Source organism: Priestia sp. 40 (genome assembly GCF_049368575.1).
Lineage (GTDB): Bacteria > Bacillota > Bacilli > Bacillales > Bacillaceae_H > Priestia > Priestia zanthoxyli.
In genome coordinates this window covers 433,772-446,429 of record NZ_JBMPZA010000015.1, presented here as the reverse complement: position 1 = coordinate 446,429, position 12,658 = coordinate 433,772, and the positions used below count along the sequence as shown (strand labels likewise).

The 12,658-nt window shown below is 36.9% G+C and carries 12 protein-coding genes; 6 read left to right on the top strand and 6 right to left on the bottom strand.

The genetic code is table 11. The features are described from left to right. Positions 1 to 144 precede the first annotated feature (144 nt). Positions 145 to 282 (top strand): lmo0937 family membrane protein, encoded by a 138-nt coding sequence (locus ACO1DI_RS17150; RefSeq protein ID WP_013055244.1) that lies wholly within the window; start codon positions 145 to 147, stop codon positions 280 to 282. A 32-nt stretch (positions 283 to 314) separates the two neighbouring features. Here ACO1DI_RS17150 and ACO1DI_RS17145 read toward each other — a convergent pair whose 3' ends face one another. Next, positions 315 to 1,085 (bottom strand): TatD family hydrolase, encoded by a 771-nt coding sequence (locus tag ACO1DI_RS17145; RefSeq protein ID WP_042992590.1) that lies wholly within the window; start codon positions 1,083 to 1,085, stop codon positions 315 to 317. 63 nt (positions 1,086 to 1,148) lie between these two features. Then, positions 1,149 to 2,075 carry an EamA family transporter RarD gene (rarD, locus tag ACO1DI_RS17140; protein WP_115653010.1) on the bottom strand — a complete coding sequence of 309 codons (927 nt, stop codon included), beginning with the start codon at positions 2,073 to 2,075 and terminating at the stop codon, positions 1,149 to 1,151. 331 nt (positions 2,076 to 2,406) lie between these two features. Here rarD and ACO1DI_RS17135 point away from each other — a divergent pair, with 331 nt between their 5' ends. Next, positions 2,407 to 2,802: an SET domain-containing protein gene (locus ACO1DI_RS17135; protein WP_025753011.1), complete on the top strand. Its 396-nt coding sequence runs from the start codon at positions 2,407 to 2,409 to the stop codon at positions 2,800 to 2,802. Between the two features lie 35 nt (positions 2,803 to 2,837). Here ACO1DI_RS17135 and ACO1DI_RS17130 read toward each other — a convergent pair whose 3' ends face one another. Continuing rightward, positions 2,838 to 3,980, bottom strand: a complete 1,143-nt coding sequence (locus tag ACO1DI_RS17130; RefSeq protein ID WP_014461730.1) for an AI-2E family transporter — start codon at positions 3,978 to 3,980, stop codon at positions 2,838 to 2,840. A 127-nt stretch (positions 3,981 to 4,107) separates the two neighbouring features. Here ACO1DI_RS17130 and ACO1DI_RS17125 point away from each other — a divergent pair, with 127 nt between their 5' ends. Then, positions 4,108 to 4,377, top strand: coding sequence for a hypothetical protein (locus tag ACO1DI_RS17125; protein ID WP_014461729.1), 270 nt, complete (start codon positions 4,108 to 4,110; stop codon positions 4,375 to 4,377). 247 nt (positions 4,378 to 4,624) lie between these two features. On the opposite strand, the gene ACO1DI_RS17120 is transcribed toward ACO1DI_RS17125, so the two are convergent. Then, positions 4,625 to 5,155, bottom strand: coding sequence for an IseA DL-endopeptidase inhibitor family protein (locus ACO1DI_RS17120; RefSeq protein WP_014461728.1), 531 nt, complete (start codon positions 5,153 to 5,155; stop codon positions 4,625 to 4,627). 413 nt (positions 5,156 to 5,568) lie between these two features. Here ACO1DI_RS17120 and ACO1DI_RS17115 point away from each other — a divergent pair, with 413 nt between their 5' ends. Then, positions 5,569 to 6,561 carry a zinc-binding dehydrogenase gene (locus tag ACO1DI_RS17115; RefSeq protein ID WP_014461726.1) on the top strand — a complete coding sequence of 331 codons (993 nt, stop codon included), beginning with the start codon at positions 5,569 to 5,571 and terminating at the stop codon, positions 6,559 to 6,561. Positions 6,562 to 6,658: 97 nt separating this feature from the next. Here ACO1DI_RS17115 and ACO1DI_RS17110 read toward each other — a convergent pair whose 3' ends face one another. Both ACO1DI_RS17110 and ACO1DI_RS17105 read right to left on the bottom strand, forming a co-directional pair. Further along, positions 6,659 to 8,239 carry a lactate permease LctP family transporter gene (locus ACO1DI_RS17110; RefSeq protein ID WP_423145489.1) on the bottom strand — a complete coding sequence of 527 codons (1,581 nt, stop codon included), beginning with the start codon at positions 8,237 to 8,239 and terminating at the stop codon, positions 6,659 to 6,661. A gap of 61 nt (positions 8,240 to 8,300) precedes the next feature. After that, positions 8,301 to 9,257 carry an L-lactate dehydrogenase gene (locus tag ACO1DI_RS17105; RefSeq protein ID WP_014461724.1) on the bottom strand — a complete coding sequence of 319 codons (957 nt, stop codon included), beginning with the start codon at positions 9,255 to 9,257 and terminating at the stop codon, positions 8,301 to 8,303. 333 nt (positions 9,258 to 9,590) lie between these two features. On the opposite strand from ACO1DI_RS17105, the gene ACO1DI_RS17100 reads away from it, so the two are divergent. Together ACO1DI_RS17100 and ACO1DI_RS17095 are read left to right on the top strand one after the other, a co-directional pair. Continuing rightward, positions 9,591 to 10,466 carry a cation diffusion facilitator family transporter gene (locus ACO1DI_RS17100; protein WP_014461723.1) on the top strand — a complete coding sequence of 292 codons (876 nt, stop codon included), beginning with the start codon at positions 9,591 to 9,593 and terminating at the stop codon, positions 10,464 to 10,466. Positions 10,467 to 10,607: 141 nt separating this feature from the next. After that, positions 10,608 to 12,626 (top strand): methyl-accepting chemotaxis protein, encoded by a 2,019-nt coding sequence (locus tag ACO1DI_RS17095; RefSeq protein ID WP_423145488.1) that lies wholly within the window; start codon positions 10,608 to 10,610, stop codon positions 12,624 to 12,626. Positions 12,627 to 12,658: the final 32 nt, after the last annotated feature.

The window sequence follows — 12,658 nt, the reverse complement described above, 5'->3', positions numbered from 1 at the left end:
TACCACAGAGAACATGAGTGCTTTTTGTACATTATGTGAACCTTCCTCAGTGAAAAGATGTATATGAAATACGTTTATTTATGCACATTTAGGGAAATATAAAATTATAACAAATACTACATATAAAAAAAAGGAGAAAAAATTATGTTGTGGACGATTATTGGACTTTTATTTATTTTTTGGTTATTAGGATTAGTTTTTCATATTGGCGGCGGCATCATTCACATTCTTCTTGTCATTGCAGTGATTGTGCTGATCGTAAAACTTGTGAAACGAATTTAGATATGAAAAGCCTTTCCTTAGGGAAAGGCTTTTTATGTGGAGAGATTATAAAAACGAGCTGTATTCCGATATAAAAAATCATATGTCTCCGTTACAGAAACCCTTTTGAGACGTGCTATTTCCTGAACGGATTGATGTATCATTGATGGAACCGTTGTCTGGTTTTGAAAAGGTCCTTCAAATGGCCACGGACCATCTGTTTCGACCATCAAGTAGTCAAGAGGATAATCCGTGGCAAGGGCTTGGATTTTAGGCTTATACACAATATCGGGTGTAACGGAAATATAGTAGCCGTTGTTTTTCATTCGTTCAACTGTTTTTTTAGCTCCTTTGAACCAGTGGAAGTGAGCTTTAGACACGGAATGCTTTTCTAGTAAGTCGCATACGATCTCAGCATCTTCATATACAGCATGAAGAATTAACGGCTTTCCCCACTTTTTTGAATGAATAATAAAAGCTTCAAGCAGCTCCAAATAGGGCTCTAGAGAAAGAGTATATGTCTGACTTAAGTAATAAGGTAGACCTACCTCACCAACCGCAATCATTTCTTCATTGTTTTGATCAATCCAGGCAAACAGCTCCGCTAATTCATTTGAAGAAGGCAGCATTTGTTCAGGATGAAATCCGTAGGCGGGTTTCACGCAGGAATACAACTTGCTGATTTTTTGATTAAGTTGGCAAGAGTGTAGAGTAGAAGATACAGAAATAAGAGCTTGTAACGAAGGGTCGTGCTCAATTATGTCTTTCCAACTTTTCTGATCATATTGATCGAGATGAATATGAGAGTCAATGATTTGTTTCATAATTCCCATTCCTTCCAGCCCCAATTTGTTTAGAGATAATACGTAAAAAAATGTATAATTCTGCTAGGCTTTCATCTCATTCTTTATTTGCTTTTTACTTGCGTTCCCCCGTTTGGTAATAGATGCAAACGTATAAATAATAAGAGCTAACCAAATGAAACTAAAAGCAATAACATGAGCTTTTGTTAGCGATTCATGGTATAGAACCACTCCTGCTAGTAAAGACAAGGTTGGTGAAATATATTGAAGAATACCAAGCATTGATAATGATACTTTTTTAGCACTTTTTGTGAATAATAAGAGTGGTAGAGCTGTGACCATTCCACTTCCCATTAATAAAAGACTTGTTGAAAAAGAATCAAAAAACTGCAAGTGTGATTGAAACGTGAGGTAGCCTATGTATGCTAATGCAATAGGAGAGATGACCATCGTTTCAAGAGTTAATCCAATTGTTGAATCAGCTTTAATCTTTTTCTTTGCCAACCCATATAATCCAAAGGTAAGAGCTAAACTAAGTGAAATCCACGGAACTACACCATAATGAAGACTGAGTGTTAATACTCCGATTCCTGCTAGTATAAAGGCAAAAATTTGAGCCCCGCTTAATCTCTCTTTTAAGAAAATAACACCTAATAAAACACTTGTTAGGGGATTAATATATTGTCCAAGGCTCGCTTCTACTATTTTTCCATTAATGACAGCCCGCATAAAAATGCCCCAATTTGCACTAATAAGTACAGATGCAATAAAAAGAGACCAAAATAAGGATGGTTTTTTCACTATTTGTTTTACAAACGTAATGTATGTACGCCATTTCTTTGTTATTAATAAAAGAATAAGCATAAAAATAAAAGACCAAAAAACGCGCTGAGCCAAAATCTCACCTGGTGCTACGTGGTGAACCAGCTTCCAATAAATTGGCGTGAGCCCCCACATAAGATAAGAAAGGACCGCATACATCACACCATCTTTGTCGTGATTTAAGTTCATGTGAAACCTTCTTTCTAACATAAGATAAAATCAGTAATAAAAGTCATAGATTAACATAAAAAAGCAGCATAAACGATTATATCACAGAGAAAAACGATTCTTCACATGTTGAATGGCTCAAACGCTATGCGCAAGGTCATTGCTTTTCCATGTCTAAAATAAAATCAAATTGCGTGTTTCTAACAAGGTAAGTGCTTACACAAGTGTGCATGATAAGCACTCTTTCAGCTTATATTCAAGTGGTTATGAAAAACAGTTGATTTCCCCATTAGAAACTGTCAAGCTTAAGGAAGAAAAAAATCTTAGAGGAAAGAATATATAGGTGACGAATATGATCGAAATAAAAGCGTCTGCGATAAGCGACGGAGAATTTAACAGAGGTGTATTTGCTAAGCAAGATATTAAAAAAGGAACGCTTATTCACGAAGCTCCTGTTATCGCTTATCCTAATAAAGAGCATGATTTTATTGAGAAAACAACACTAGCGGATTATGCTTTTGAATATGGAGTGAATCATACGGCTATTCTTTTGGGATACGGTATGCTGTTTAATCACTCGTATACACCGAATGCTACGTATGAAATTAATTTTGACAATCATACCTTTGATTTTTATGCATATACGGATATCCAAGCAGGAGAAGAAATTCTCATCAACTATAATGGAGATGAAGATGATCAAGAGCTCCTTTGGTTTGATCGTGAAGATGAAGAAGAACAAAAGTAAAAAGGTAAGCCCATCGATTTTCGATGGGCTTTTTATTATGCTTTTTTATCTGGATACATAGTAGAATTTAAACGGATGAATTGGTAAATATGCGTAATAATAACTTTTAAAACGGCATATCCAGGGACGGCTAAAATAATACCGACGATTCCGAATAAGTTTCCAGCCGTTAGAATGACAAAAATGACCGTAATTGGGTGTATGTCTAGGCTTCTTCCCATAATTTGCGGAGAGATTACTTTCCCTTCAAGCAATTGAACAACCGCCCAGACAATGGCTAGTTTTACAAGCATAAAAGGAGACGTAATAAACGCAATAATAATGGCTGGGATAATGGCGATAATCGGACCAAGGTAAGGCACAACATTAGTCACCATGGCGATGATCGCTAGAAGTAACGCATAGTCTAATCCAATAATCAGATAGCCAATGAAAAGCAGTACACCTATACAAATCGCAACAAAAATTTGCCCGCGAATATATGCGCTTAATGCGTGGTTCATGTCGGCTAAAATGAATTTAGCTTCAGAACGAGAGCGGTTTGGAAGCAGTTTTACAATGTAATTAGGTAAGTTTTTCCCATCTTTTAATAAGTAAAAAAGAATAAAGGGTAAAACGGCAACCGATAATATAATTTCTGTAATGGTGCCGACAAAGTTTACAATACCGCTTGAAAATCCAGAAACATATTTACTCAAGTGTTTTGATGCATCTTTTGAAATCTTATCTAGGTCCGTGTTAGCCGACTGAAGACCTTGTTCGACATATCGGTTATTCGAAAGGTTCGTCACCGCATGCTGAACGTCATGCGTCAGCTCTGGGATATTATCAATAAGACGGTCAACTTGATTTTTTAGAGGCGGAATAACCGATGAAATAATAATGGCTAATGCGCCGATAATCACTATGTATAAAACAAGAATGGAAATAATTCGTTTTACACCTTTTCGTTCTAAAAAGTCAACAAGCGGATTAAATAAATAAAAGCAAATTCCTGCTAAGATAATCGGCAGTGCGATTGTTTTAATAAAAATAGAGATAGGAATTAAAATAAATCCGATTTTTGATAACGAAAAAATAGTCATGCTGAGAATAAAAATAATAATTGTATATACAACAAATTTATTATTTAAGATTTTTTCTCGGAAAAAAGTTCCTTTCTGAGGTCTAGGTTCCAAGCTGTTCAACTCCTTTTAAAAATAAATGTATAGTTATCATACCCTGATTTGGACTAATTTAAGAGGGTTTTTTACAAAGAAGTGTGCATACTAGTAAAAAATCTTCTAGAAAGAAAGGGTGAAATCATTGAAAGAAGACAAACAGCCATCGTATGATGATTTCTCTACAGTAGAAAAAAGCCATGAGTATATAACCGCTGAAGAATTTCCAGACGGTCCTTTCGGCTCTCCTGTTAATCAAAAACTGGGGAAATCTACTTCATGGGAAGAAGGGCAGCGAACGTATAGCGCATTTAATTATGAAAACAAAAATCTTCATGAAAAAGCGCAAAGATTATTTCCAGGCGCTCATCCTGTACATGATAACCCAGAGGAACATGAACAAAATCCAAGTTAATGTCTTTATTATGCTCTGAATATATTGCCCTATCTTTTTGCTGAATTATGTTGACAATAAGCAAGTTAGCCTGTAATATAAAACGTAACTTATCACTGTTTCTACAGGATTCGACAAAATTTGATTTACTTAAACTTGTGATCTCAACTTCTATTTACAGCTATTAGAGCGCTGTAAGTAGAAGTTTTATTTATGTTATCGATAAAAAAGAAAAAAGCAGGTCTGCTCAAGCAGGCCTGCTTTTTTCTTATTGAACAGCGTCAAATTTATTTACTTTCCACTGTGAACCAGATTTATAGAATGTGACAGTGCGTTTTACGCTACCTCCATCTACAGTTGGGACTGTGAATTCATAAGAGCGAACTGTTGATGTTTGATACACAAGCTTTGTTTTTGCTTTTGACCATTCTAACATGCTGAATCCGTCGCCGATTGGGTGTGCAAGTTTGCCGTTATATGTGATATAGCCGTAATTTGTTAGTCCTTTTTCTACTGCACTATTTGTAAATGTTTCAGATAAGTAGCTTGATAGCTCAGCTTTTGTATCAAATTCAGGGCAAAGATACACGTACTCAGTTCCTTTATATTCAAATGTACGTTCTGTACATGGTTTGTTTTTATAACCGTGCAGAGCACTCCAGAAATGATTGCTGGCACTAGCTGCAATTTTGACAGCATTTGCATCCGTTAGTGTTGTAGATGTTGTTTGTGCTGTAACTCCAGTGCTTAGTGTAAAGAAAATAGCGATTGATGATAAAACTAGTCCAATTTTTTTCATTTCTAACTCACTCCTAATTAATTAACCTTATTTATGTAACAATTATGTGTTTTATATTTCTTTTGTTACATTTATATTACAATAAATCTATAATAAAAGAAAGTGTTTTGTCTTTTTTTCTTAAATTTTTTTAGATTTTTACTAGTTTCTGAAGTAGATATAATAAATAAATTGCGGATAAATGTTGATTTATCAGGTTTTTCAAACCGATTTTTCTGTTTTGCATTCGTTTTGTTACAAACAATCTTTTTGTAACAAAAATGTAACAAAAGAAGCTGAATACTTTTACGATACAGAAAAATAAAGATAAAACGGTGAAAAAGCGATTCTAAAAGTTTATTTTCCTTTTTTTGGGCATATTTCTTTTGCGGTTTTGAGCTTTTTAGTAGAGTAGATTAAGAGGAGGCGAAATCATGAAAGCCATTATACATAGTGAGAAAAGCGGGATAGCAGGCATGAATTACAGAGATTTTCAGGAGGTGCCCCCTGAAAGAGGAGAAGTAAAAGTAAGGTTAAAAACAGCAGGTTTAAACCGGAGAGATTTATTTGTTATGAATAATCGAGGCAAAGGAGATAAGCCGTTTATTCCCGGTTCAGACGGTGCAGGTATTATAGAAGAAGTGGGAGAAGGCGTAAAAGGTTTAAAAACTGGAATAGAAGTGATCATTAATCCAAGTCTGGAGTGGGATCGTATAGAGGACATTCCGTTTACGCCTAAAATTTTAGGTGGTCCATCGAATGGAACGTTTGCAGAGTATGTAATCATAAAAGCGGATAATGTTGTGCAAAAGCCGCCTTATCTATCATGGAAACAAGCGGGCGTTCTTTCATTATCGGCTTTAACTGCGTATAGAGCTCTCTTTACAAAAGGGCAGTTAAAAAAAGGAGAACATCTACTTATTCCTGGTATAGGGAGCGGAGTCGCAACTTATGGCTTGTTATTCGCAAAAGCTATCGGAGCTGACGTAACGGTTACTTCTAGAAGTGATGAAAAAAGAAAGCAAGCCCTAAAGTATGGAGCTGATTATGCATTAGACAGTGGAAGTAACCTAACAGAAGAAATCAACAATAGAAAAGTAGATATCATACTTGATAGTGTGGGGGCAGCTTTATTTCCGACGTATCTTGAAATACTAAAGCCAAATGGAAGAATTGTTAATTTTGGGGCGAGTTCTGGAAATGAAGTTGAATTGCCTCTAAGAACTATTTTTTATCCTCAATTCAATATACTTGGCACGTCTATGGGAAGTCAGGAAGAATTTGTGGACATGATGGATTTTATAGAGAAACATCAAATTAAACCAATCGTCGATAGATTCTATCCGCTGTCAGAGGCAGTCGCAGCTTACGAACGATTAGATAAAGGAAAACAATTTGGCAATATAGGTTTACTTATTTCAGAATAAAAAGGTCCCCAGCGCTAACTGAGGACCTTTTTATATAATCAAACGTTTGTTTAAATGAAAGAAACAAGGTAGTAACAGGATTTTCAGCAGTTTTTTATCATAACCACCAAGCTAACAAAAAGGTAACAAATCCCCCTAGTATCAAAAATCCCATGCTGTATTTGAGCGTGTATTTAAACAATTCACTTTCTTTTCCAGCCAGTCCCACTGCTCCGGCAGCGACAGCAATTGATTGAGGAGAAAGCATTTTAGCCATTACGCCGCCGGCAGTATTAGCAGCTACAAGAATAACTGGCAAGACATTAATTTGCTGAGCTGTAGTTAGCTGTAAGTTGCCGAACAGCGCATTATTTGATACGACAGACCCCGTTAGAAATACGCCAATCCAGCCAAGAAATGGAGATAAAAATGGAAAATAAGCAGCTGAAGTAGCGAGTGCCAATCCAAGTGTAGAAGACTGTCCTGAATAATTTGAAATAAAGGCAAACGCAATGACCATCATTATCGTAATAATAGGTCTTGCTAGTTCTTTTACGGTTTCTAAGAGAGTAGTCCATGCCACCTTTGGCGATACGTTAAGCAAGAAAACTGAAAGGATACAAGCGATAAGAATTGCTGTACCTGTTGCTGCGAATACGTCTATTTTTAAGATAGCAGCGTAAGGCGTAGGATCCTTTACTAAAGGCGCTGCTTTAATTACGTGATTGTGTAAAAATGGGACGTTAATAAGCAGGTTCATATGTTCAAGCATCGTTTTGACAAAAGAAATGCTCCAAGCCGTAACGAGTATCGTTAATAGAATAAAAGGAGACCAAGCCTTTAAAATCTGTTTTGGTGACAGGCTGAAGCTTTTAGCTGCTGCCGGGCTTGTTCGTTTAATATAAAAAGCAAGAGCAAGCAAACTCACAATAGAAGATGTGATATTTGGAAGTTCAGGGCCGATGTATGTAACAGTTAAATACTGTGTTAGTGCATAGGAAACGGCTGTGATGCTCGTTGCTTTCCATACGTCTTTTAATCCTTTTATCCCATCCATAATAAAGACAAGTAAAAAAGGGATAAGAAAAGAAATAATCGGAAGCTGCGTGCCAAGAAAATGAGCAATTTCTTTTGGATCTATGCCAGATACTTGTCCTGCGACAATGACAGGAATCCCCATAGCGCCAAACGCTCCTGAAGCTGTATTAGCAATTAAACATAGCGCCGCTGCTTTTAACGGTTTGAACCCAAGTCCAACTAGAAGCGCTGCTGTAATGGCAATTGGAGCTCCAAATCCCGCTGCCCCTTCTAAAAAAGCATTAAAGGAAAAAGCAACAAGCAGCATTTGCAAGCGGGGGTCATCGGTTATTGAAATAATAGACTGTCTAATGGTAGTAAACTGTCCGCTTTTGACAGTTAGTTTGTATAAGAACACCGCTCCGATAATAATATAGCTGATGGGCCAAAGTGCATACAGAAACCCATAGCCTGTGGCTCCTAAGACCATTGAGGCAGGCATATCATACAAATAAATAGCAATAATCATAGAAAGAAGTACTGTAATACCAGCAGCAATGTGTCCTTTTAATTTCAAAAGAGTTAAAGCAATAAAGAAAAAGATAATGGGGATAAGTGCAATTAGTGCAGAAAGCCAAATATTATTTAACGGATTATATACCTGAGTCCACGTCATATTCATACACCTCTACTACATATTTAAAACAAAGGAGCGGGGGAGTCCCCGCAAAAATCTTTTGATGTTACACAAAAGCTCTGTCGCGAGTTTGCTTAAGAATGCTAGCAGAGTGCTCGAGCTGCTGCTGTTCGTGAGGAGTTAAATTCAATTCAATAATTTGACGCACGCCGTTTTTATTAATGATAGCTGGTACGCCGATATACACGTCAGAAATACCGTATTGTCCTTCTAATAAAGCAGATACCGTTAAAATAGAATTCTCATCATCTAAAATAGCCTTGGTAATTCGTACAAGCCCCATTGCAATTCCGTAATAAGTCGCTCCTTTTCGATTAATAATATGGTAAGCCGCATCGCGGGTTTGTTCGAATAGATGCTTCATATCCGGTTCTTTTTCAATAGCAGCAGTATTGATAAAATGTTCGAGCTTCACGCCGCCAATTTGCGCGTGGCTCCAAACAGGAAATTCCGTATCTCCATGTTCCCCCATAATATAAGCGTGGACGTTGCGAGAATCTACTTCGAAATAGTCGCTTAACAAGTAGCGGAAGCGAGCTGTGTCAAGAATCGTTCCTGAACCAATTACCCGTTCGTTTGGTAATCCTGATACTTTTTGTGTAACGTGTGCGAGAATATCAACTGGATTTGTTGCGACTAAAATGATGCCGTCAAATCCGCTGTTCATAATATCTTTTACAATGCATTCAAAAATTTTAACGTTTTTTTCAACTAGATCTAAGCGCGTTTCCCCTGGAGCTTGATTAGCGCCCGCTGTAATAACTACTAAATCAGCGTCAGCACAGTCTTTATAATCTCCAGCCCAGATTTTCATCGGTGTGGAAAATGGCATACCGTGATTGATATCGCGTGCTTCACCTTCCGCTTTTTCTTTGTTCATATCGATTAACACTAATTCATTGGCAATACCTTGATTCACCATTGAAAAAGCGTAGCTTGAGCCAACAAAACCAGTTCCGATAACAGCAACTTTTCGTGTTTTTGGTGTAAATTGTGTTTTCATTTGTATCATCCTTTGAATTTTATTTTGTGATGTTTTTCACAATGTTAGTGTAACAAGAATAAATACCCTCGGCTGTGATAAAAATCACACCCTTTAAAAAATAGTAAACAATTTTACAGGGCGATTTAAAAAAAGGGTCCTTCTACATGAAGTGCCACATTTAGAAAGATCTCAAACGTTTAAAGTGTTGAGTAAAGGCAACTTGTTTTGCAGAAAGCTAAAGAGTTTAACATTCTCTATTTGTATGTTAACAGCCAATAATGTTTCTATAGACCCACACGAAATCCATTTGTTACACTAAGTTTGCTTATTTTGAATAAAGGAGTTGAAGGGATGGAGAACTACTATGAGCAAGCCCAAAAAGGCGCTTGGGTTAGTATCTTATCATATATCTTTTTATCAGCAGGTAAACTTATTATTGCGGGTGTCACCGCTTCCTCTGCATTAAAAGCCGACGGTCTTAATAATGTTACAGATATTATTGCATCAATTGCCGTCTTAGTCGGCTTAAAAATCTCTAAAAAACCTCGTGATAATGATCATCCCTATGGACATTCCAGAGCGGAACATATCTCTTCACTTATTGCTTCTTTTATCATGATGGTCATTGGACTAGAAGTATTGGTCGATGCGGGTCAGTCATTATTTATGGACAAATCTGAAGCGCCTAATTTACTGGCTGCTTGGGTAGGTCTTGGAGCGGCTGCTATTATGGGTGGTGTCTACCGATATAATATTAAGCTTGCTAAAAAACTTGATAGCCAGTCTTTATATGCGGTTGCTAAAGATAATTTGTCTGATGCACTTGTGAGCATAGGGGCTGTTGTGGGAATTTTCGGCTCGCAATTCGGCTTGCCCTGGCTGGACGTGGTAGCTGCTTTTGCTGTGGGAATTATTATTTGTAAAACAGCCATCGAGATTTTTAAAGAAGCGGCTCATTCTTTAACGGACGGATTTGATGAAGAAAAGTTAGGACACTACAAAGAAAGCATTGGGCTTGTAGAAGGGGTAAAAGAAGTAGAAGATGTGAAAGCGCGTAAGCTTGGTAATCAAGTCGTGATTGATGTAACTGTTAAAGTAGATCCTCATTTAAATGTTATTAAAAGCCATGAAATTGCTGATCAAATTGAACATATGATGAACGATGAGCATCAGATTAAAGATACTCTTGTTCATATTGAACCTGATGCATATGAAAAGCAAAAATAAAACCAGCACGTTCTTTCGTTATGAAAGGATGGGCTGGTTTTATTTTTGGGGAAATTTGAAATAAATCACAAAAACTTCTTCAAAAGTGAAAATGAAAAGCCGTTATTAGTAATATAAAGATTTTTGTAGAAGGGTGAGGGAATGAAGAGGTTAAGTGCAAAACTCGTAGTATTTTTTAGTATTTTTATAGCTATTTTATTATTAGTTGTTTCAGGGGCTGTTTATCAATTTACCAAAACACAAATAGAAAAAGATGTAGAAGTTCAGTCTCAAAGTCAAGTGAAAGAGTTAAGAGAAACGATTCATACGTACTTAGACATGTATAGTCGTTCTTTGCTGACGTATAGTGAAAATGATGTAATTGTTAATTTTGTTAAGCAAGAAGGAGATCAAACAAACCAAGAGAAAAATCCGTATTTTACATGGAACACAGTTCAAAAAGAGTTTACACAGTTTAAAGAAAAGTATCCTAACTTAGTACTTGAATACATAGGCACAAAAAATAAAGGAATGTATTCTGTTCCTAAGCAAGAGTACGGATCAGGTTATGACCCGACTTCAAGAGTTTGGTACAAACAAGCAGTGGCATCACCTGATCAAGTAATTTATACGGATCCATATGAGGATGCAGCAACAAAAAAGACAGTCGTGACGATTGCAAAGGCCATTTTGGACCCAGATACTCAAAAGGTGCTGGGCGTTATAGCTACTGATTTAGATTTAGATGCATTAAAAGCAATCGTAGGAAAAGCGGAAGTAAATTATGGTGGATATGCATTTTTATTTGACAAAAATGCTACCGCTCTTGTCCATCCAACAGAAACTGGAAAGAATTTAATGGAACAGCCATTTATACAAAAAATGTATGAAGCAGATCGAAATAGTGGTTTCATGAAATATACCTTTCAAGGCGAAGAGAGAGTGATGGCATACGAAACTCTTGAAGGGACGAATTGGAAGATAGGGAATGCCTTTATTTATAATGAAATGCTCGCAAGCGCTCATCATTTATTAAATGTAATTATTTGGATTGCGTTAATTGGTATTTTATTATCAGTCGTGTTAACCATCTTTTTCTCAAGAATCATTACTAACCCGATTCGCCGCTTAAAAGATGAAGTAGCGAAAGTAACAGCGGGCGATTTAACGGTTCAGGTGAAGACGAAGTCAAAAGATGAAATTGGGGAGCTTACTCATTTATTTAATGATATGGTTGCTAAAATGAAAACGTTGATTGGAACAGTTCAGACGTCTGTTGAGACAGTAAAAACGTCTGTTGAAGATTTGAGTGCCGTATCTGAAGAAGCAACTGCATCCAGTGAGGAAATCGGCCGGGCTATCCATGAGATTGCGAGCGGGGCGACGCAGCAAGCTTCTGATGCTGACTCTACTAATCATAAAACGATGAGTTTATCTTCGCAAATTGAAGAAGTCATTGAACAAAACGCACAGATTAATAAAATGACGATTGAAGCTGTAAGCATTAATGAAAAAGGTTTAAAACAAATGCAGCTCCTTCGCAACCAAACCACTGAATCATCTCAAACGATTCACGCTGTTCAAGCTGTAATGGAAGAATTAACAAATAAGATGAAAAAAATTGAATCTATTATTTTCACGATTAATAGTATTTCAGACCAGACAAATTTACTTGCATTAAATGCTAGTATTGAAGCAGCTCGTGCAGGAGAACATGGCAAAGGATTTGCGGTAGTAGCTGAAGAAGTGCGAAAACTTGCTGAACAGTCCTCTCAGGCCACTGAACAAGTTCGCCATACGATTGCAGCGATTCAAGGAGAAGTCGCAGCTGCGCGTGAAGAATGCAACCGTACAGAAGAGCTTTCAAAGTCTCAAGACTTTGTGGTAGGAGATACAGAACAAGCTTTTCATGAAATTGCAACCACGATTGAACAAGTGGCGGCGGCTGTCGAACATGTGACAAGCAGCATGGATAGTATTGATGAGCATAAGGAAGACGTGGTAGCGGCCATTCAAAGCATAGCAGCTATTGCACAGCAATCAGCTGCGGGAACTGAAGAAATTACGGCTTCTACAGAAGAACAAATTAGAGCTATTTCTACTGTTTCTCAATCGGCTGAACATCTGCAAGAGATTAGTGAAGAATTGGCGAACTTGATTCGTCAATTTAAAATTAAATAAAAAAGAGCGCCAATAACATATTGGCGCTCTTT